Origin of the sequence: Aggregatibacter kilianii, from assembly GCF_003130255.1 — a bacterium.
Taxonomy (GTDB): Bacteria; Pseudomonadota; Gammaproteobacteria; order Enterobacterales; family Pasteurellaceae; genus Aggregatibacter; species Aggregatibacter kilianii.
In genome coordinates this window covers 927,661-949,515 of sequence record NZ_NRCN01000001.1, presented here as the reverse complement: position 1 = coordinate 949,515, position 21,855 = coordinate 927,661, and the positions used below count along the sequence as shown (strand labels likewise).

Here is a 21,855-nt window from a genome sequence, read left to right as displayed (position 1 = left end):
ACAAGGTTAAAAGTGCGGTGGATTATTGCAGTAAATTTTTAGGAAACAAAATAATTGTTTCCTCTAGTTTATAACTAAAAGAAATAAAACCTGATGATTTCTTGATCAACGATATTTATCTAAAAAACGGTAATAATTCACGCCGATTTTTAATGCTAAATTCTTCACTAATTTACCGCCAAACACCGAAGGCACTTTTAATTTACCAAAGATTGTCAAGCGTTCGTCGTTGCCCAAAATGGCTTCCGCCACAATGCGCCCGGCCAAACCGGTGAGCGCCACGCCGTGTCCGGAATAGCCATGGGCGAAATAAATATGTGGCGAAATGCGTCCAAAATGTGGATTGGAATTGATGGTCATGTCGATAGGGCCGCCCCAGCCATAATCAATTTTAACGTTTTCCAACTGCGGAAAAACGCGCAACATATTGTGGCGCATGACCTCAACCATGTTTTTCTCGGAACTGGAATCACTCCCGAATAATAAACGGTTATCGGCACTTAAACGGTAATAATCCAGCAAATAATTGCTGTCGCACACAGACATGCCGTTATTGATTACGGAATCAGCCGTGGCTTGATCAAGCGGTTCGGTAGCGATGATAAAACTTTCTACCGGTAGAATTTTGCGGGCAATGCCACGGTGAATACTTTTTGGTAGCACATCAATGTAGGCGTTAGTCGCCAACACCACATCTTTGGCGACAACGAGGCTTTTATCTGTTATGACTTCAATGTCTGTTGCTTTTTCACGTAAATCCACCACAGGCGATTGTTCATAAATACGCACGCCCAAATCCAAACAAGCTTTTGCCAAACCTAAGCAATAATTAAGCGGATGCAAATGACCAGAATTGCTGTCATACAACGCACCACAATAAATTTTACTGCCGAGATGTTGTTCCAGTTTGGCTTTGTCCCAAAGCTGCATATTTTGATAGCCAAAAATCTCGTGGCTGGCTTTTTCAACCGCGATTAAATCTTCCATGCGACGCTCGTTGAGCGCCAACGTGGCATAGCCTTTCTTCCAATCGCACTGAATATCGTATTTCGCAATGCGTTCATCAATAATATCAATGGCTTCTAAGGACATTTGCCATAACTTACGGGCAGTTTCCAAGCCTACTTGTTCGATATATTCATCGATGCCGTCTTCAAAACCGTTAATGGCTTGACCGCCACTACGCCCTGATGCGCCAAAGCCTACCCGTGCGCCTTCCAGTACGATCACGTTTTTGCCCTGTTCGGCAAGTTCTAATGCCGTGGACAAACCGAAAAAGCCTGCACCGACAACGCACACGTCAGCAGATTCTTTTTGATTTAAGGGCGGTAACTCAAAATGTTGGTTACGGGTGACGGAATAATAGGATTCAATATGTTCTTGATGTGAAAACGCTAGCATAAATAAACGCCTGTAATGAAAAGTGGGTGCATATTACTACGCAAGGGGGAGAAGTCAATATTTGAACGAATGACAAAAGAGAACGGTGAATTTTCCGTGGCTTAAACGTAGAAAAATGTCATCAAAAATGATCGCACTTTGCTTTATGTTAAGAGGATTGATTAAAAAAGTGCGGTCTATTTTTAAAATCGTTTTTCGATTTCCAAGGAAACTTGGTTATTTTTACGTTGATAAAACGCCGGAATATTACTGTCGATGTTAAGTCGTTGATAACTTAATTTCGGCATAATGCCTTGCCATTGGAGCATGGGGGACCAAAGTTTAAACGTCATTTGTTTTTCTTTATCTTTGCGGATGAGCGGGAATAAAAAAATGCTCGTCGCCAAAAAACACGGGGGCCGTAACGGATATCGAGGCTAAAGCCGATTTTTTTCTCTCCATTCATAGGAAAAGCCTAATTTTATTCCTAATTTTGACCGCACTTTTTGATTAGTAATGCGGTGGTGGGGTTTCTTCGGCTTGGCTGGCGATGTTGGAAGGTTGCATATCTTTGAGCTTGTTGACCAAATAGCGTAGCTGCACCTGCATTTTATCGATCAAAAATTGTTGTTCTATAAGTGATTGATTTAATTCTTCTATCGCTGTTTCCTGAAAGGCGGATTTCATTTCCAATTCGGCAATTCGTTGCTCTAAATTTTGTTGAATTGACATAATAATTCCTAAATAATTGTTGTGAATTTGTTGAATCCGTTTTACCCTATCCAACGCTTGTTTTACTCATTATAAAGGATCGAACACAATGTTAAAAATTCAGAAAATTTCTACTGTCGCACTGATGTTAAGTGCGGTTGTTTCTACCAACGTTTTTGCAGAAGAGAAAACCGATGCAAAATTCAATGAAGATTCTTCTTACGCGGTGGGCGTGTTATTCGGTACGGATTTACAAGGCCTAATTAAAGCACAAAAAGGCGTGATTGATTATGACAATGCCAAAGTTATTGCTGGGATTTCCGATGTGCTAAACGGCAAAGTGCAATTGGAGGATAATAAGGAAATCGCCGCTGCACTACAGGGCATCGACAATAAATTAAGAGCGGAAAGTGAGAAAAGAGCCGCCGCCGCAGTGAAAAAAGCGGAAGAAGAAGGCAGTAAATTTTCCGCTGAATTCGCTAAAAAAGATGGCGTGAAGAAAACCGCATCAGGTTTATTGTATCGTGTTGAGAAAGCTGGTTCCGGTGACCCGATTAAAGCTACCGATACGGTGAAAGTGCATTACACCGGTAAATTGCCGGATGGCACGGTGTTTGATAGCTCACGTGAGCGCGGCACACCGGCCGAATTCCCATTGAATCAAGTGATTAAAGGTTGGACCGAAGGTCTGCAATTGGTGAAAAAAGGCGGCAAAATTGAATTGGTTCTGCCGGCAGATTTAGCTTACGGTGAAGACGGCGCAGGCGACAAAATCCCTCCTCACTCTACGTTGTACTTCGATGTTGAAGTATTAGACGTGGTTCCGGCGAAAAAATAATAGAAAAAACGACCGCACTTTATGACTTCTGTGGAAAAGTGCGGTCATTTATATGAATAAAAATAAATACGCTCTTTCATGTTAACGGATAAACGACCTTTTACCGATGAAGATCGCACGATTTTAAATTCGTATATTGCCGTGGTTGACGGCGTCAGTGCGCTTATCGGTCAACATTGCGAGATTGTTCTGCATTCCTTTGAAGATTTAGAGCATTCCGCCATTTATATTGCCAACGGACACAATACCAATCGTCAAGTGGGCTCGCCTATGACGGATTTCGCTTTACGTTCATTACACAATATGAAATCGGAAAGCGTTAGCAAACCTTATTTTACCCGTGCAAAAAAAAGCAGCGGCTTGATGAAGTCGGTGACGATCGCCATTCGTAACAGCACTCAACGCATTATCGGCCTGCTTTGTATTAACATTAATTTAGACGTGCCGGTATCGCAATTCTTGCAAAATTTTATGCCGGCCACCGATTATAGCGAAACCTCTGCGGTGAATTTTGCCAGTTCGGTGGAAGAACTGGTGGTGCAAACGGTAGAAAAAACCATTGAGGAAATCACCTCTGATCGCATGGTGGCGAACAATAACAAAAATCGCCAAATCGTGATGTCTTTATATGAAAAAGGCATTTTTGACATTAAAGACGCGATTAATTTGGTGGCGGAGCGTTTGGATATTTCACGCCATACCGTGTATTTATACATTCGCCAAATTAAACAAGATCAAGACGAGTAGCTCATGGATTATGTGTTGGTGGTAAAACAGCCGGTGTATGGCAGCCAAGGGGCGTTTCTGGCGTATCAATTGGCGCAAGAACTGGTGCAAAAACACCGAATTTGCCAAATCTTTTTTTATCAAGAAGGAATCAGTAACGGCAACGCTTTGGTGTATCCTGCCAACGATGAATTTAATTTGGTAAACGCATGGCAGGATTTTGCCTGCCGACACAATGTGCCGTTGCATTTATGCGTTGCTGCCGCGCAACGACGTGGTGTGGTGGACGAAGCCTCTGCTGCCGATAAAAGTGCGGTCAATTTAGCGAACGTTTTTCAGCTGGCCGGTTTGGGCGAATTTAGCCAAGCCTTGCTCCGTGCCGATCGAGTAATTACCCTATGAGTAAACTGGCATTTATTTTTCGCCATCCGCCTTATGGCAGTGCTTCCGCCCGCGAGGGATTGGATGCGTTATTGGCGGCCACGGCATTTTGTGAAGAAGAGGAAATCGCCGTATTTTTCTTCGATGACGGCCTGTTAAATCTGCTTCATGAACAACAGCCTGAGCAAATTCTGCAAAAAGACACCGCCAGTGCTTTCAAGCTATTAGATTTATACGACATCGAGCAGCGTTATGTGTGTGCCGATTCATTACAACGTTTTAGCCTCACCCCGCAAGATCTCTTATTAGACTGCCGACCGTTGCCACGCGCGCAACTGTTGGCGATGTTGCAACAAAGTGAAAAAATTCTGACTTTTTGATTATGCTTTATACCTTCTCACAAGCCGATTACGATCAACAAACGCTGGAAATTTATGTGCGTAACGCCAACGCTACAGATGCTATTGTGTTATGGCAAGATGGCGTGTTATTGGCGATAAAACAGGCGGATGTATTGGCGCGTTGTCAGGCGCCTTGTTTTGTGTTGGAAAATGATCTTTTGGCCAGAAATTTAACCGCACTTTTACCTGAAAACGCAAAAGTGCGGTCGATTTCTTTAGCGGATTTTGTGGCAATCAGCGAGCAATATTCTCCGCAGATTGCGTTGTAATCGACGCTTTCTTCACGTGCTTTAATCCTTTCTTAATCCTCTGCAAACCAATCTGCAGTTAAGGTTTCCGCATCAAATACTTGTCCCATTAACGGCGTCAGTGGGTTAACGCCCAGCTTGCGGGCAATAGGCAGGCTTTGTAATACCGGTTCGTTCCATTTGTGCAACGCCAACGGATAAGCTGCCCAGTGAATTGGCATGAAACGTTTTGGTTTTAGCTTAGCGGCCAACTCGGCGGTTTGGTGTGGGAACAAGTGGTTATTAGGCCAGCGTTCGTTATATTGGCCATTCTCGATAAACGCAATATCAAATCCGTTAAAACGCTCGGCGATGGCATCGAAATGTTTGCCGTAAGACGAATCGCCATGAAAATAGAAACTTTCGTCCTGATGTTGAATCACAAAGCCCGACCACAGGCTTTTGTTATGATCCAACAAACTACGCCCCGAATCGTGCCGTGCCGGCAACGCGGTGTAACGGACGCCATGGCGTTCAGTGGATTGCCACCAATCCAGCTCGGTAATGCGTTCTGCCGGTACGCCCCATTTTTGCAAAATTACACCCAAGCCAAGCGACACCACAAAATGACTTTGCGTTTTCGCGAGTTTCTCAATGCTCGCCTGTTCCAAATGATCGTAATGATTATGGGAAATCAGCACCACATCAATGGGCGGTAGCTCTTCCAACCAGGCCGGTGGGTCTTGAAAGCGAGTCATCATTAACGGCACAGGCGAGGCGCTTTTGCCGAACAGCGGGTCGGTAATAATGGTTTGCGCGCCCACCCGCATCATCAACGTGGAATGCCCGAACCACATAAAACGACTTTTTTCCGCCGGGGCAAGAAATTTTGCCCAATCCGGTTTTAGCATAGGCAATGGTTTGGGCGGGTGCAATGATTGTTCATCAAATACCAGCGTCCACATGGCGCGTATAATGTCGGATACGGGTTGTTGTGGTTCGGCATTAAAAAAAGTTTGCGTTTTGGGATCATAGTGATCGCTTTCCGGATAAACAGGATAACGGTCGGGGGACAACCAATAACCTACCATCGCCATACCTGCCAAAGTAAACAGTTTCTTCTTGTGTCTCATGGTGAATTAAAATTTTATGATATTACGATGAAGACCACATTATATGTCAAATTTGCCACGCTGTTGAATCGACGGCAACGGCATGTGTGGATACAAAGACATCCTATCAGCTTAAATATAAAATGATAATTATTTACATATGTCGAATGGTGCTGTATTTTAGACGTCCTTTCAGGAAAGAAAGTTTAGGTATGTAAGAAACCCTTACAAAATATGAGATTAATTAATAGCTAGGAGCTTAACCATGACAGAGCAAATCATTCCTTCCGATGATGTAATTCTTAAAGCCGTCCACGACACCCTCGTGATTTCCACCACCGATTTACAAGGCGTGATCACCTACGCAAATGACCTTTTCTGCAAATTAACCGGCTATTCTCGTGAAGAATTGGTGGGCAAACCGCATAATTTGGTGCGTCACCCGTCTGTGCCAAAAGAAGTGTACAAAGACATGTGGGACACTATCCAAGCAGGTAAAATCTGGACCGGCGTTATTCCGAACGTGGGTAAAGGCGGGGTGATTTATGTGGTTGATACCACGGTGCAACCGATTTTTGATGACGCAGGAAAAATTACCGGCTACATCAGCGTACGTCGCGTTATTAATGATTTAATGGAAAACTTCGATGCCGTTGAATTTTCCAAAGAAGTATTCGACGACTACTACGACAAATAAGGTCTCCAAGCGTGTCGTCACCGGCACGCTTTCTCTTTTCTGCAGCTTTTCTCACATCTTCAAAGGTAATGCTATGAGCAATAATCCTCTTTCACGCGTTCATATCGCGTACGGCTCGGAGTCCGGCAACGCCCAAGCTTTGGCTACTGAACTGGCCAATCAGCCGTTCTTGCAGGCTTATACCGTTTCGGTAAGCAGTTTAAATGAAACCCATCCGTCCATGCTGGATAGCCAAACGTTGTTATTGGTCATCACCAGTTCGTTTGGTGACGGTGAGCCGCCGGCTAACGCCGATGATTTCTTAGAAACGTTAGAAAATCTGACCGCACTTTCCTGCTGTTATTGCGTATTTGGTTTGGGAGATGTGACGTATGAACATTTTTGCGGCTTTAGCCAAAAGGTGGATGAAGCCTTGCAAAGCAAACAGGCGCAGCCGTTGATCGAACGTGTGGATGCCGATCTCAATTACCGTGAAATTTTCAAACAATGGTTGCCTCTTTTACAGCAAGCGTTAAACGACCTCCCGCAACAACCGCTGAGCCACCAACTATCGGTGCAGGTATATAACGAAAACACTGTTTATCACGCCGAGGTGTTGGATATTCAGCATCTCGCACAGTCGGATCCGGCGGTTTATCACTTGCGCTTATCCCTGAAAGACAGCGGTATTTTTTATCAAGCAGGCGATTTGCTGTATGTGCAAATTGAACAGCCGGATGAGGTGTTGGCGCATTATGTAAACTGGTTTGATGATCAAAGTGCGGTGGAAATTTTGCGTAAAAAAGAGCTTCGTCTGCTAAGTAAAAACGTATTGCGTGACGTAAGTAAAATTACCGGCAACGCGGCCTTAAAAGATCTTACTAAAATCTCCAATAAAAAAGCCTTGGAAAGTTATTTATACGGTCATGATTTGCTTGATGTTCTGCGCGATTTTGACCCTGAGAAAAAAGTGAGTCTTGCAGATTTAACGACGATCCTTGCCAACCTCACCGCACGGGCTTATTCCATCAGTTCCTGCGGCAAAACGCACCCCGATTACACGGATTTATGTATTCGCCACGTTTACTATAGTCTCGGAGAGCGTCATTATCAAGGCACTGCCAGTAATCAACTGGCGCAGCTCAAGGTGGGACAAAAAGTCGCCGTATTCGTCAAATCCAACTCCACCTTCCATTTGCCGGAAAGCCTTGACGCGCCATTGGTCATGATTGGCTCCGGCACCGGTATTGCGCCTTATATTGGCTTCTTGCAACATTTGGAAAGCCAAAAACCGACGGTGGAAAGCTATTTATTCTTCGGCGAGCGTTATCGGGCCAAAGATTTCCTTTATCAAACCGAACTGGAAAACTACCTTGCCAACGGCACCTTAACCGGTTTATTCACCGCTTTTTCCCGTGATCAAGCGGAAAAATACTACGTGCAGGACGCCTTAGCCGAACAAGCAGAATTGATTTGGTCGCTTATCCAACAAGGGGCATATTTCTACATTTGTGGTAGCAAGTCTATGAGCAAAGCCATTGACGACGCTCTTATCAACATTGCCTCCACCGTTGGTCATCGCCCTTATGTCGATGCCTTCGACAATATTGTCGCCGAACTGGTCGCCGCCGGCCGTTTACAACGCGATGTTTATTAGCCTCTTCGTCGGATAGCATTATCCGACGAATGCCTTTTCGTTCTACGCAATATGCCAAAAAAATATCATTTTTTCTGACCGCACTTTTAGCCTGTTTTTCTACAAAATCCCCCCTAAATATCATGGAGTTATTCAAAATAAATTTCGAGTTTATTTGCATGAGCGGATAAATTGTTTCCCCCCTTTTCCACAAAGACCGAATGAACCTATTCAAACGGTCTGTTTTATATCATTTTTAAATTGTCGTTATTTCGCTACAATGTTGTCTACGTAAAGAAATTTTTTGTCCTTTTGACGGTCTTAAAACCGTCTTTAATCGTAACGGTAGAATAATATGAAACGGTGGCTGTACGCCTTATTAGGGTTGATTGTATTGTTGGTGGCGATAGTTTGCTTGCTGCCATGGTGGATCACGCCTAAACAGGTGGAAAACCTTGCCAATCGGTTTTTAGCGCCTGATTATGCGTTGCAACTGCCCGAGCGCTGGCATTTACAAACCACCGGCCTGCAACTGCCCGAGTTAGAAGTTTGGACTGCTCAATGTACTATCGCTACGTTAGCCGATGTCCACGTAAACTGGTGGGAACCCCGTCGGCTAGAGGTAGCGAACGCCAGCTTGGATTATGAATGTCTAAATAGCTTGCCTTCCAATGACGATGTAAAAACATCACTAAATTTGACCGCACTTTTTTCTGCCATCCCATCCTCTGAAGTGAGTATTCAGCATTTACAACTGGTGAACAGCAAGGAATTAAACGTGTCGCCCAGCGTACGCCAGCTGTTAGATGCCAATGTTGCGGCGACAGCCCATTATGACGGCAACCGTCTGCAATTGACGGCCAATGCCAAGGCGGAGGATGATAACTTAATTTTGCACCATCAATCCACTCTTGCCCGAGAAAACGATACGTTTCGATGGCAGGGGAAGACGGATTACCAACCGCTTGATGGACAAACCTATCACCTGCATTTTTCCACTCAATTGAAAGATGAGATGCCGCAATTGCCGCATCAAGGCGAACTGCGTTTTGATTGGCAGAATACTGATTTCAGCGTGAGCAAAGGGACGCTTCAATTCAATTGGAATGGTGAGAAAGGGCAAATCAACGCACAAGATTTAAGCCGTGATAAGCCGTTGTTGGATGTGCCTTTTACGTTCACCTCGGACGGTTTGGCGATTAACTGGGGAACATTTTATTGGACCTTTGACGGCTACCAACCAATCAAAGGCTTCTTCGGTTTGGCGTTACGTAAGCCGCAAGAAGGTTGGCTACCGTTGGGTGCCGATGTGGATGTTATCGTGCAAACTTTCGGCGAGCTGGGCAAAGGCGAAATTGTTGTGTCAGGTAAAAATGGCGAAATTGGTGGCGGTGATGACAAAAAACAACTGTATTTTGACCTGAAAACCCGTGGTGACTTGCGTTATAACACCACTGTGGCGCAAACCAACTTGGAATATCATATCGGCGGTGCCTTTGATGATCCGATTTTGCGTTTCCGAACCGGATCAATTTTTAAAATGGATAACGTGCAGCCCACTTCCAAAATCCATGTGCGTCTGCCGTTGGATAATGTGCAGATTGGACGTTATGGCTTGGAAGGACGCCTGCAAGCCACCCTGCAAGGCTTCACACCACAATTTGATAAGTTAAATTTAAAACTCAACGGGCAAGCGCATGAATTTATTGCCGGAATTAAAACCGTGTTTGATTTGCGTGATGAACGAAAAAATCTGCGTGCGGCGGAAATGCGTGCGGCAAACCGTTGGGATTGGACGATTGAAGGTGATGCGCTGTGGAAATCCTTAAATACACCGGTGAACATGACAGGAGTCGGTTTTTGGGAAGCGGATCATATTGAACTGAACCAACTTTCCGCCCGTTCCGGTAATGTACATACTGGCGGTGTGAAAATGGCGCCTTTGGCGCTGGAGTTGAAAGACCGTTTGCGTTGGGATTATGAAGCGGAGCATATTCGCGGGCTGTTACAAGCGCAAACCGAGTGGATTGAATTCGATTATGGCGGACGTTTTGTACGCCCGGTGTTTGGTGTGGGCATTGATGGCAAAAGCATCGGTGATTTCAATTTGGCGGGCGATTTAAAAGCGGGTTCGCTCGGCCCGATTGATGTGACCGCCCGTTATGAAAATCAAGCGCTAAAGGGCAAAATTAGTTGGAAAGAACAATCCGCCAAAGTGTTCCAATCCTTATTTCCGCAACAATGGGAATGGATTATTCGCCATGGTAGCATTCAAGGCGCCAGTGATTTTGAGATTGACGGCGAGGGCGTGGCATTGAACGGTGAGTTTAATTTGCGCGGTGCCGAAATCACTTTCCCCGATGGCGAAATTCAAGCGCTGAATATTCGTTTTCCGTTGAATTATCAAAATCTTGCGCTACAAACTGCGCGAACCAAACCGGTGCGGGTATCGGCGAAAAATATTCGCATGGGGGCACTTGCCGTGAGCGATGCGTCTTTTGATATGTTCGGCACTTATCCTAATTCGGCCAAGCAACCGCTCACCTTGCAAAAGGTGAAAGTCGGCGTGTTTGATGGCTCGCTGAGCGTGCCGAGTTTGAGTTTTCCACAACGAAAAATGGCGGAGTTGAGCTTTAATAATATCGATTTGGCGCAAGTGATGGAGTTGGCGCAATATAATCAACTGGTGCTGAACGGACGGGTCAACGCGACATTGCCGTTTTGGTTAGGGCATAAAGAATGCTTAATTTGTAACGGACGTCTTGAACAAGTCGGCAAATTGAATATTAAACTTAATGATAGTGTGGTGGACGGCTTGAAAAAAGGCGGTTGGACCGAAAGCACTTTGGTGGATTTGATGAAAGAAATGGAATTAGAAAAATTCCACGCGAATGTCAATTTGACGCCGGATGGAAAAATGGCGTTAAAAGCGACGATTGCGGGCTTTAATCCGACTAAGCGCACCCACAATCCGATTACCTTGAATTACACACACCAAGAGAATATGTTTGAGCTATGGAATATGATTGACTACGGCTCTCAATTTGAACAGAATTTACAATATCGACTTTACCGACAGTTAGAACAATGAAAAAACATCTGAAAAAACCACCGCACTTTTTTTGTTTGGCCGCCGCTTCCCTCATGCTTGCCGGTTGCACTCCCACCATTCAACTGGACACCCCAAAAGAAGGCATTACCATTAATATGAACGTGGTGGTGGATCATAATATCAGCGTAAAAATGGATGAAAAAACCAAAGCTGCCGCCGGGGAAAATAGCAAGGAAAAACCGCTGAAACAAGCGGCGAAATAGTACTGAATCCTGTTTGAAGCGGGCGTCGGTAACAGTGAATTTGAATCGGAAAAAGAGGAGACATCATGTCACTTTTAGATTTATTACAATACCGACGTTCCGTGCGTTATTACGATCCCGATAAACCGCTCGACAGCGAAAAAGTCCGTCATTGCTTACAACAGGCTGCTTTGTCGCCAAGCAGTTCCAATATGCAACTCTACGAGTTCTATCACATCACTGACAAATCTACATTACAACAACTCGCCCACGCCTGTTTCAACCAGCAACCTGCCACAACTGCACAGCAAATGGTGGTTTTCGTTGTTCGTCAGGATTTATACCGTCAGCGGGCAGCCGAGGTGATGGCGATGGAACAAGAAAATGTGAAACGTACCAGCCCACCGGAGAAACAGGCATCCCGGCTAAAAGCCAAAGAGCGTTATTACGGTTGGTTAATGCCGTTTATTTATGCCCGTTGTTGTGGTTTGTTGGGTGTCTTTCGTAGAACAATTGCGTTGCTTGTGCACTACTTCCGTCCGATGCAAGTGGATGTATCGGAAGCCGATATGCGCATTGTTAGCCATAAAAGTTGCGGCTTGGCGGCGCAAACATTTATGTTAGCCATGGCGGAAAACGGTTATGACACCTGCCCAATGGAAGGACTGGACAGTTTACGGGTGAAAAATATCCTGAAACTGCCACGGGGCGCAGAAATCAATATGATCGTTGCCTGTGGCATCCGCAAAGACGGACGCGGCATCTGGGACGAGCGCACCCGTTTGCCGTTCGATAAGATTTATAAGCAAATTTAATCTCAATGTGCGGGAGCCAAAAACATGGCGAACATTACTTACAATCGAATCAAGTTCGATTATTCGCGCCAATGGGGCCGTTCAAAGTCAATGTTCAAAATCCGTTGGATGTTGTGACCGCACTTGATTGTCTTTCTACGTCTTTTGCTCCTGACCATTAATAGCTTTTTTATAATACGAAAAATCATTATTCGGAGTGTCTATGTTTTTTATTTATATCATTATTGCACTGACGGCAGGCATTGCGCTGGCCATTCAGTCTGCCATTAATACCCAACTGGCTAAAGCCATGAGTGGTGAACCGATTTTGGCGGCATTGATTTCCTTTGCTGTCGGGACGCTTCTTCTGTTGATTATTGCCGGAATAAAAACGGATTTGTGGGGCAATTTAAGCACCCTGCCTGAGCAGCCTTGGTGGAAATTGTTGGGAGGAATATTAGGTGCCGGTTTCGTGTTCACCACCGTTTTACTTGCGCCGAAATTAGGCATTACGGCCATGTTGTTTTTTATCATTATCGGCCAGCTGCTCAGCGCGGCAACTATCGATCATTTTGGTTTAATCGGTATGCCTGTGCGGGAGCTTAATGGCATCAAATTAATCGGGTTGGCTGTTGTGGCACTCGGTTTGGTGTTTTATTTCTTTGGTGATAAATTTATTCAAATTGTAGTGCGGGGCAGTTAACCTGCGCTAAAAGTGCGGTGGGGTTGAACGCGTTTTTAGATAAAAAACAGTTTCAACTTCCACCGCACTTTGTGGAAGAAAACGCATGTTCTCCGCAAAACTAGGGGACAAGCGGTTAAAATCTGCTATACTGCCCGCCGAGTTTTTACTCAATTCTTTTATGAAAATTAACTACCCGCTATTGTTAGCTTTGGAGGACAATAAATTGAAAAATTTGTTTGCAAAAACGCTTAAATCCCTCGGCTTGACGCTGACTCTCCTTTCCACCACTGCCTTTGCGCAAGAAAAACTGTACGTTTATAACTGGACCGATTACGTCCCTTCCAGTCTTGTTGCTGAATTTACCAAAGAAACCGGTATTGAAGTGATTTATTCCACGTTTGAAAGCAACGAAGAAATGTATGCCAAACTCAAACTGATTTCCGATAACGCCGGTTATGACTTGGTGTTTCCGTCCAGCTATTATGTGAACAAAATGGCGAAAGACGGCATGTTGCAAAAGCTCGATCATAGTAAGTTAAGCAATTTCAAACAAATTCCGGACAATTTATTGCATAAAGAGTTTGACCCGAACAATGATTATTCCTTGCCTTATGTTTATGGCCTAACGGGATTGGCGGTGAATTCCGAAGATATTGACCCGAGCAAAATCACCAGTTGGGCAGATTTGTGGAACCCGGAATACAAAGGCAAAGTGTTGTTGACCAGTGACGCGCGCGAAGTGTTTCATATTGCGTTGTTGTTAGACGGCAAATCCCCAAACACCACCAGTGAAGATGACATCAAAGCGGCTTATGAGCGCTTAGTTAAACTTTTGCCGAATGTGGCGGTGTTTAACTCCGATTCGCCGGAAGTGCCTTATGTGCAGGGCGAAGTGGCGTTGGGGATGATTTGGAATGGTTCCGGCTACTTGGCACATAAAGAGAACGACAAAATTGTCTTCGTTTATCCGAAAGAAGGTGCGATTTTCTGGATGGATAATTACGCTATTCCAAAAGGTGCAAAAAATGTTGAAAATGCCTATAAATTCATTGACTTCCTATTGCGTCCGGAAAACGCCAAAGTGGTGTTGGAACGATTGGGTTATTCTATGCCGAATAATGGCGTGAAAGCCTTGTTGGATCCTACAATGGTCGAAAATCTAACCATATTCCCTCCTGCGGCGGAAGTGGAGAAAGGCATTATCCAAAGTGATGTGGGCGAAGCGATAGATATTTATGAAAAATATTGGAGCAAGTTAAAAACCCATTAATCGCATCACGCCAAGTGCGGTCAAAATTCACGGTAAATTTTGACCGCACTTTTTTCTTTTTATAACCAAAGAACTAGGGTAACAAGTTACCCTAGGTTAGGCATAATTCAATCCCGTTTGTGGTGGGCGTTACAAATACCCCAACGGGGTTGAATTATGCGTAACCGTGGGTATTTATACCCACGGATCAAGCAGTCGATTAAAGCGCCTGGTTCACTGCTACATCCAGTCCCGCAGTTGGGCGATCTAGCAATTTCTCAAGGGTTTGGTCTTCTGACAAAAACGCTACAAGAACAGGAAGCAGGCAGCTAATCCGTAGGATTTACTACACGATGACTCCTAAAGTGCGGTTAAAAATCCTCGAGTTTTTTCCACCGCACTTTTTTCTGCCTTTCCTTTATCCCGCCTTGTGTTTTCAGTATAATGACACACATTTTATCCACCTAAATAGACAGAACATATTATGACAAAATTTAATGTAAAAACTTTCCAAGGCATGATTCTTGCCTTACAAGAATACTGGGCGAACCAAGGCTGTACCATTGTGCAACCCTTTGATATGGAAGTGGGCGCGGGGACCTCTCACCCAATGACCGCGTTACGCGCGTTAGGCCCGGAGCCGATGGCGTTTGCTTATGTGCAACCTTCCCGCCGTCCGACCGATGGTCGCTATGGTGAAAACCCAAACCGTTTACAGCATTACTACCAATTCCAAGTGGTGATTAAACCCTCTCCGGACAATATTCAAGAATTGTATTTAGGTTCCCTTGAAATGCTTGGTTTTGACCCGACCAAAAACGACATTCGTTTTGTGGAAGATAACTGGGAAAACCCAACCTTAGGTGCTTGGGGCTTGGGCTGGGAAGTGTGGCTAAACGGCATGGAAGTGACTCAATTTACCTATTTCCAACAAGTGGGCGGCTTAGAATGTAAACCGGTTACCGGCGAGGTGACTTACGGTTTAGAGCGTTTGGCAATGTACATTCAAGGCGTGGACAGCGTGTATGACTTAGTTTGGTCTGACGGCCCGCTGGGTAAAACCACTTATGGCGATGTGTTCCATCAAAACGAAGTGGAACAATCCACCTACAACTTTGAATATGCCGACACCGATTTCTTATTCCATTGCTTCGATCAATATGAAAAAGAAGCCAAAAGTTTATTGGAATTAGAACGTCCGTTACCATTGCCGGCTTACGAGCGTATTTTAAAAGCAGCACACAGCTTTAACTTGTTAGACGCGCGTAAAGCAATTTCCGTTACTGAACGTCAACGCTACATTTTACGTATTCGTGCATTAACCAAAGGCGTGGCGGAAGCTTATTATGCCAGCCGTGAAGCCTTAGGCTTCCCAGGCTGTAAAAAATAAAGCGAAAAGTCACCGCACTTTATGTTTCAACACGACGATATAAGGAGAACATCATGAAAGATTTTCAATACCCGGACGATATTTACACCGAAGCGGAACCGGATGTAAACACGCTGGCGAATTTAGGGCCTTTAGCGCCGATGGCTGGCATTTGGGAGGGTAAGCGCGGTTTGGATATCAATCCAAAGGCAGAAGGGCCGGAGAAAGATCCTTATATCGAATATTACGAATTACAACCGATTGATGCGCAAACCAATGGGCCGCAATTGTTTTACGGTTTGCGCTATCACACGCATATTGTGCAGCCTGATGAAGTGGAAACCTTTCACGATCAAGTAGGCTATTGGTTATGGGAGCCGGCAACAGGCAATATTTCCTTGTCGTTAAGTATTCCACGTGGACAAAGCCTCATTGCCACCGGTAATGCGGCGGCAGATGCCAAAGAATTTACGCTAAAAGCCGTGCGAGGCTCTTTAACAAATGGCATTATTTCTAATCCGTTTTTAGAGCAATCTTTCACCACAGAAAGCTATGAAATTACGGTGAAAATTCATGAGGATGGCACATGGTCTTACGATCAAACCACCACAATGATTATCCCGAATTACGACAAACCGTTTGAGCATCGCGATCGTAACCGTTTAACGAAAATCGGTGAACCGACATTAAATCCGACCGCACTTGCTGTGGTAAATAAAGAATAAGGAGCCGTGATGAAACCAATTCTTTATTATGCTGAGCAATGCCCTGATACGGCACCGTTTGTGGCGGAGTTAAAACGTTTGGGCGTGGAATATGAGGAAGTGGAAGTGCTGTCTTCCATACCGAACTTAAAACAATTTCTACGTCTACGTGACAATCATGCGGAGTTCGATGCGGTGAAAGCCAAAGGCTACGCGGGTTTTCCGGCGTTGTTGTTGGAAGACGGTCGGGTGATTCTGGATGAAAACCAATTAAAATCGATTTTTGCCTAATATAAAACAACACCTAAGTGTGCTGAATTAAGTGCGGTGAATTAAAAACTAGAATCGCTAGGACGATTCGTCACTTATTGCTTGTTGTATAAGCTAAACATTTTTCTAATCGGCGATGATGATTTGATGTACTCACCATCGCCGGTTAGTTTTAACTAATACCATTTAATTTTATTTGAACCAATTTTATGCAAAAAACAATTTTCAAACCTAAGTTGATTGCTACATTTGTGGCGTTGAACCTAAGCCCAATGGCCTTTGCCGGACATGTCTATTCCGGCGTGGATTATCAATATTTCCGTGATTTTGCTGAGAATAAAGGTAAGTTTACGCCCGGTGCGCAAAATATTGCGGTAGTGAATAAAAAGGGCGAATCTATCGGCACCATGATGCAAAATGTGCCGATGATGGATTTTTCGGTGGTTAGTCGCAATGGCGTAGCAGCGCTGGTGGGCGATCAATATATCGTCAGCGTGGCGCATAACGTGGGCTATCGAAATGTTGATTTTGGCATGGAAGGCAATAACCCCGATCAGCACCGATTCGGTTATAACATCGTTAAACGAAATAATTATAAAAACGACCGCACTCACCCTTACATGACGGACTACCATAACCCTCGATTAGCTAAATTCGTCACAGAAGCTGCACCGATAGAAATGGTGTCAAATATGCAGGGTAGTACCTATGGTGATTTAGAAAAGTATCCAATGCGGGTGCGAATTGGTAGCGGTTGGCAATTTTTGCGTGATGATAATGACAATGGCAATCATATTGCCATGGCGTATAACTACCTCACCGCAGGCAATACCTTTATGCAAGGTTGGGCGAACAATGGTGAGGTCAGTTTAAGCGGTGATGTGCGTCATCCGAATCAATATGGCCCGTTACCGATTTCAGGTTCTAGCGGTGACAGTGGTTCACCGATGTTTATTTATGATAAAACGGCAGGAAAATGGCTGATAAACGGCGTATTGCGTAGCGGACACCCTTATCAAGGAAAAGAAAATACCTATCAAATTGCACGTAAGAATTATTTGGATGAGATCATTGCCGGTGATTTGCTGAGCTTATTTGACTTTACAGCAGCTTCTTATGACTGGACGGCAGACGGCAATGGCAGCGGTAAATTAACCAAAGGTGGCAGAGTTGTTACAAACACTCCGCTTGCCAATTACAGCCTGCCTTCTTCCGGCAGAGATGAATTTTTTGGATATGGTGGCCCAAACCCTTATATGCCGGCACTTCATCACGGTAAGAATATTTACTTTGGGAATATGGAAAACGGCACGATAACCTTGAAGAATAATATTGATCAGGGTGCCGGCGGGCTGACCTTTGAAGGGGATTTTGTGGTACAGCCTAGCACCGATGAAACTTGGAAAGGCGCAGGTGTTTCAGTAAGTGAAGGCAGTACGGTGACGTGGAAAGTTAAAAACCCGGCAGGTGATCGCTTGTCTAAAATTGGGCAAGGCACGTTATTGGTCAACGGTAAAGGCGAAAACCTTGGTGATATCAGCGTGGGGGACGGTGTTGTCGTTTTAAATCAACAAGCAGACGAGCAAGGCAAAAAACAAGCCTTTAATCAATTAGGTATTGTGAGCGGTCGTCCAACGGTGAAATTGGAAAGTGCCGACCAAGTCAATCCAAACAATATTTATTTCGGCTTCCGTGGCGGTCGTTTAGATCTTAACGGACATTCACTTACCTTTAATCGCATTCAAAATACCGATGAAGGTGCACAAATTGTCAACCATAACAAAGACACAGCAGCAACCGTTACGCTTCTTGGCAATGCACAAATCAATAATGAAAACAGCATTAATCAATCCAAAGCCACGGCGTTTAACGGCTGGTTTGGTGAAACCAATGCCGCACTTCACAACGGTCGATTAAATATCGACTATCAACCTACGCACGCAGACAGTGTCTTTTTATTGTCGGGCGGCACTAATTTAAACGGCAATGTTACGCAGACAAACGGTACGTTGGTCTTTAGCGGTCGCCCAACGCCTCATGCCTATAACCACCAAAACCGACCGGCATTAATCGGTCGTCCACAAGGCGAAGTGGTGATGGATGATGACTGGCTAAGCCGTACCTTTAAAGCAGAAAAATACATCATTAACGGTGGAAGTGCGGTCGTTTCTCGAAATGTTTCTGTGATAAACGGCGATTGGCAATTAAGTAAAAACGCCAATGCCACATTGGGGGTTACCGACAAACAGGCGAATTTCATTTGTGCCCGTTCTGACTGGACGGGGCTGACCAAATGCGCTAACCAAACCTTATCTGATAAAGTCTTTGCGAGCATTGAACGCAGCAAAATCAATGGTAATTTTACCCTGAATGACAATGCCAAATTATCGGTGCTGGGACTTGCTGATGTTGCGGGCAATGTGGCATTACAAGGACAAAGCCAATATCGCTTAGCGCATAACGCAACTCAAACTGGCACACTTGTGCTGGATAACCAAACTATGGCAACGGTTGAAAATGCTACTTTGGCGGGCGATGCGACGCTTTCTGATCAGGCAAAATTAAATTTCGTTAACGCCCGTTTTGAGCACCAAATTCTGGGTGCCAAAGACACTCAGGTTTCATTATCAGACAATGCAAACTGGACGTTACCGAATAGCACAACAATTGGCAATTTAAGCCTGAATAACAGTCAAATTACGCTAAATCCGGATTTTGCGACTCAAACGAATAATCAAACATTTAATCAACTCACCGTGCTAGGCGATTTAAGCGGAAACGGTACCTTTAATTACCGCACTTATTTGCAGGAAAACAAAGGCGATCATGTGGCAGTACATGGTTTGGCAACAGGGAATTTTGTATTAAATGTACGCAACACCGGCGCCGAACCACAAACCTTGCAACAACTCAGCCTGTTGACCCTTAAAAACACCGCTCAGACTGACAACGTCAATGTTGCTTTGGCGAATGGCACAGTGGATGTAGGGACCTACCGCTATGAGTTGAAAAATGATAATCACGATTACCGCTTATACAACCCAAGAAAAGAGCAAGAACTTGCGGATCAGGCACGTTTGGCAGAAGAAAAACGTAAAGCGGACGAAGCCGCTCGCTTAGCAGAGGAAAAACGTAAAGCCGACGAAGCGGCTCGTTTAGTGGAAGAAAAACGTAAAGCTGAAGAAGCTGCGCGTTTAGCGGAAGAGAAACGCAAGGCGGAAGAATTGGCTCGTTTAGCGGAAGAAAAACGTAAAGCAGACGAAGCCGCACGTCTCGCCGAAGAAAAACGTAAGGCGGAAGAATTGGCTCGTTTAGCGGAAGAAAAACGTAAAGCAGAAGAATTAGCACGTTTAGCTGAGGAAAAACGTAAAGCCGAAGAAGCTGCTCGTTTAGCGGAAGATAAACGCAAGGCGGAAGAATTAGCTCGTCTAGCGGAAGAAAAACGCAAGGCGGAAGAAGCGGCTCGCTTAGCGGAAGAAAAACGTAAAGCAGATGAAGCGGCTCGTCTCGCCGAAGAAAAACGCAAAGCGGAAGAAGCGGCTCGTTTAGCGGAAGAAAAACGTAAAGCGGAAGAAGCTGCTCGTTTAGCGGAAGAAAAACGCAAGGCGGAAGAAGTAGCACGTCTCGCCGAAGAGAAACGTAAAGCAGATGAAGCGGCACGTCTCGCCGAAGAAAAACGTAAAGCGGAAGAAGCAGCTCGTTTAGCGGAAGATAAACGCAAGGCGGAAGAAGCGGCTCGCTTAGCGGAAGAAAAACGTAAAGCAGATGAAGCGGCTCGTTTAGCGGAAGAAAAACGCAAAGCAGACGAAGCAGTACGTCTAGCGGAAGAGAAACGTAAAGCAGATGAAGCGGCACGTTTAGCGGAAGAAAAACGCAAAGCGGAAGAAGCAGCACGTCTCGCCGAAGAGAAACGTAAAGCGGAAGAAGCAGCACGTTTAGCCGAAGAGAAACGTAAAGCGGAAGAAGCGATTCGTCTAGCGGAAGAAAAACGTAAGGCGGAAGAAGCGGCTCGCTTAGCGGAAGAAAAACGTAAAGCAGATGAAGCGGCTCATCTCGCCGAAGAAAAACGCAAGGCGGAAGAAACGGCTCGCTTAGCGGAAGAAAAACGTAAAGCGGACGAAGCGGTACGTTTGGCAGAAGAAAAACGTAAAGCGGATGAAGCGGCTCGTTTAGCGGAAGAGAAACGTAAAGCAGATGAAGCGGCTCGTCTCGCCGAAGAAAAACGCAAAGCGGAAGAATTAGCACGTCTCGCCGAAGAAAAACGCAAAGCGGAAGAAGCGGCTCGTTTAGCGGAAGAAAAACGTAAAGCGGAAGAAGCGGCACGTTTAGCCGAAGAAAAACGTAAAGCGGAAGAAGCCGCTCGCTTAGCCGAAGAAAAACGCAAGGCGGAAGAAGCGGCTCGTTTGGCGGAAGAAAAACGTAAAGCGGATGAAGCAGCTCGTTTAGCCGAAGAAAAACGCAAGGCAGAAGAACAGGCTCGTTTAGATGCACAGCGTAAAGCGTTGGAACAAGAAAGTGCGGTTAAAAAACAGAAAGAATTGATTAGCCGTTATGCTAACAGCGCGTTATCCGAATTATCGGCGAGCGTGAATAGTGTGTTATTGGCGCAAGATGAATTAAACAAACATTTAGTGTCTGAGAACAACACCAATGTTTGGGCAAATACGTTATATTCTTCCCGCAATTATGATGCTGATGAGTTCCGTGCGTATCAACAAAAAGCACGTTTGACACAAGTTGGTGTGCAACATATTGATACAAATCACCGCTTAGGCTTGTTGTTCTCTCATTCTCGAGCAAGCAATGCTTTTGATGACAACATTAGTAGCAAAGGCCGCTTAAATATGCTGTCTGCTTTTGCTAAATATGATTTTGAAAATGGCTTAAACCTCTCTGCCGATGCAGGATATGGTTTAAGTGCGGGTGAAATTCGTGGTGAATCTCAAAATGCCAAAATAAAACGTCGCATCGCAACAATTGGCATAGGCTTGGGTTATCAACTGAATTTAGATAAACTGTCCATCCGACCACATGTTGGCATTCATCGTTATTATATTTCTGCTGATAGTTACACTTATGCCGGAGTGAATGTGCATTCTCCGAAAATGAGCTTTAACGCTTATCATGCCGGTGTAACTGTGGATTATGCCTTTATGCCGTGGGCAGGCGTTACTATACGACCGGCATTGACGTTGAATTACGTCGATGCATCCGATTCCCAGGTGGCAGTGCATGTTAATCAATCACAGTTAACACAACGTTTTGATCGTTACTGGCAACAAGAAATCGGGTTCACGACCGATTTTGCCAATTGGCAGATTGCGACTTATGCAGGGCAAAGCCGTGGTAAACAACTGGATAAACAACATCAGATTGGTTTGAAAGTGGGATATCGTTGGTAA

General features: G+C 44.8%; 20 protein-coding genes and 1 pseudogene. 16 read left to right on the top strand and 5 right to left on the bottom strand.

The window, feature by feature from the left end; genetic code table 11:
* Nucleotides 1–105 precede the first annotated feature (105 nt).
* From DK428_RS04340 to DK428_RS04330, 3 genes are all read right to left on the bottom strand, one after another.
* Complete coding sequence (locus tag DK428_RS04340) at nt 106–1,401, bottom strand: NAD(P)/FAD-dependent oxidoreductase (protein ID WP_109064954.1); 1,296 nt, start codon at nt 1,399–1,401, stop codon at nt 106–108.
* Nucleotides 1,402–1,583: 182 nt separating this feature from the next.
* Nucleotides 1,584–1,787, bottom strand: coding sequence for a surface lipoprotein assembly modifier (locus DK428_RS04335; RefSeq protein ID WP_109064955.1), 204 nt, complete (start codon nt 1,785–1,787; stop codon nt 1,584–1,586).
* A gap of 103 nt (nt 1,788–1,890) precedes the next feature.
* Nucleotides 1,891–2,112 carry a SlyX family protein gene (locus tag DK428_RS04330; protein WP_005702471.1) on the bottom strand — a complete coding sequence of 74 codons (222 nt, stop codon included), beginning with the start codon at nt 2,110–2,112 and terminating at the stop codon, nt 1,891–1,893.
* Nucleotides 2,113–2,200: 88 nt separating this feature from the next.
* Here DK428_RS04330 and DK428_RS04325 point away from each other — a divergent pair, with 88 nt between their 5' ends.
* From DK428_RS04325 to DK428_RS04305, 5 genes are all read left to right on the top strand, one after another.
* Nucleotides 2,201–2,929, top strand: a complete 729-nt coding sequence (locus DK428_RS04325) for an FKBP-type peptidyl-prolyl cis-trans isomerase (protein WP_109064956.1) — start codon at nt 2,201–2,203, stop codon at nt 2,927–2,929.
* A gap of 78 nt (nt 2,930–3,007) precedes the next feature.
* Nucleotides 3,008–3,676: a helix-turn-helix transcriptional regulator gene (locus DK428_RS04320; RefSeq protein WP_109064957.1), complete on the top strand. Its 669-nt coding sequence runs from the start codon at nt 3,008–3,010 to the stop codon at nt 3,674–3,676.
* A gap of 3 nt (nt 3,677–3,679) precedes the next feature.
* On the top strand, nt 3,680–4,057 hold the full coding sequence (gene tusD / locus DK428_RS04315) for a sulfurtransferase complex subunit TusD (protein WP_109064958.1): 378 nt from the start codon (nt 3,680–3,682) through the stop codon (nt 4,055–4,057).
* On the top strand, nt 4,054–4,416 hold the full coding sequence (tusC, locus tag DK428_RS04310) for a sulfurtransferase complex subunit TusC (protein WP_109064959.1): 363 nt from the start codon (nt 4,054–4,056) through the stop codon (nt 4,414–4,416). Before tusD ends, tusC begins: the two co-directional genes overlap by 4 nt.
* A gap of 2 nt (nt 4,417–4,418) precedes the next feature.
* Nucleotides 4,419–4,706 carry a DsrH/TusB family sulfur relay protein gene (locus DK428_RS04305; protein WP_005704639.1) on the top strand — a complete coding sequence of 96 codons (288 nt, stop codon included), beginning with the start codon at nt 4,419–4,421 and terminating at the stop codon, nt 4,704–4,706.
* A gap of 32 nt (nt 4,707–4,738) precedes the next feature.
* On the opposite strand, the gene DK428_RS04300 is transcribed toward DK428_RS04305, so the two are convergent.
* On the bottom strand, nt 4,739–5,755 hold the full coding sequence (locus DK428_RS04300) for an MBL fold metallo-hydrolase (protein WP_239493801.1): 1,017 nt from the start codon (nt 5,753–5,755) through the stop codon (nt 4,739–4,741).
* A 286-nt stretch (nt 5,756–6,041) separates the two neighbouring features.
* Here DK428_RS04300 and DK428_RS04295 point away from each other — a divergent pair, with 286 nt between their 5' ends.
* From DK428_RS04295 to DK428_RS04265, 7 genes are all read left to right on the top strand, one after another.
* Nucleotides 6,042–6,473, top strand: coding sequence for a PAS domain-containing protein (locus tag DK428_RS04295; protein ID WP_109064961.1), 432 nt, complete (start codon nt 6,042–6,044; stop codon nt 6,471–6,473).
* Between the two features lie 73 nt (nt 6,474–6,546).
* A complete protein-coding gene (locus DK428_RS04290) occupies nt 6,547–8,109 on the top strand; it encodes a diflavin oxidoreductase (protein ID WP_109064962.1) in 1,563 nt (520 codons plus the stop codon).
* 334 nt (nt 8,110–8,443) lie between these two features.
* Nucleotides 8,444–11,179 (top strand): YdbH family protein, encoded by a 2,736-nt coding sequence (locus DK428_RS04285; RefSeq protein WP_109064963.1) that lies wholly within the window; start codon nt 8,444–8,446, stop codon nt 11,177–11,179.
* Entirely contained in the window at nt 11,176–11,403 is a 228-nt protein-coding gene (locus DK428_RS04280; protein WP_103005254.1) for a YnbE family lipoprotein, read from the top strand. Before DK428_RS04285 ends, DK428_RS04280 begins: the two co-directional genes overlap by 4 nt.
* Nucleotides 11,404–11,468: 65 nt before the next feature.
* Entirely contained in the window at nt 11,469–12,197 is a 729-nt protein-coding gene (locus DK428_RS04275; protein ID WP_109090107.1) for a nitroreductase family protein, read from the top strand.
* 202 nt (nt 12,198–12,399) lie between these two features.
* Nucleotides 12,400–12,879 (top strand): DMT family transporter, encoded by a 480-nt coding sequence (locus DK428_RS04270; RefSeq protein WP_109064964.1) that lies wholly within the window; start codon nt 12,400–12,402, stop codon nt 12,877–12,879.
* A 205-nt stretch (nt 12,880–13,084) separates the two neighbouring features.
* Nucleotides 13,085–14,131: an extracellular solute-binding protein gene (locus DK428_RS04265; RefSeq protein WP_109064965.1), complete on the top strand. Its 1,047-nt coding sequence runs from the start codon at nt 13,085–13,087 to the stop codon at nt 14,129–14,131.
* Between the two features lie 199 nt (nt 14,132–14,330).
* Here DK428_RS04265 and DK428_RS11780 read toward each other — a convergent pair.
* Nucleotides 14,331–14,417, bottom strand: a pseudogene (locus DK428_RS11780) (SDR family NAD(P)-dependent oxidoreductase); the annotation flags it as partial.
* Nucleotides 14,418–14,591: 174 nt separating this feature from the next.
* Here DK428_RS11780 and glyQ point away from each other — a divergent pair.
* The 4 genes from glyQ (at nt 14,592) to DK428_RS04235 (ending at nt 21,855) form a co-directional block, all read left to right on the top strand.
* Nucleotides 14,592–15,500: a glycine--tRNA ligase subunit alpha gene (gene glyQ, locus DK428_RS04250; protein ID WP_048749789.1), complete on the top strand. Its 909-nt coding sequence runs from the start codon at nt 14,592–14,594 to the stop codon at nt 15,498–15,500.
* A 53-nt stretch (nt 15,501–15,553) separates the two neighbouring features.
* Nucleotides 15,554–16,204, top strand: coding sequence for an FABP family protein (locus tag DK428_RS04245; protein WP_109064966.1), 651 nt, complete (start codon nt 15,554–15,556; stop codon nt 16,202–16,204).
* 9 nt (nt 16,205–16,213) lie between these two features.
* Nucleotides 16,214–16,474, top strand: coding sequence for a hypothetical protein (locus DK428_RS04240; protein ID WP_109064967.1), 261 nt, complete (start codon nt 16,214–16,216; stop codon nt 16,472–16,474).
* A 188-nt stretch (nt 16,475–16,662) separates the two neighbouring features.
* Nucleotides 16,663–21,855, top strand: a complete 5,193-nt coding sequence (locus tag DK428_RS04235; protein WP_109092122.1) for a S6 family peptidase — start codon at nt 16,663–16,665, stop codon at nt 21,853–21,855.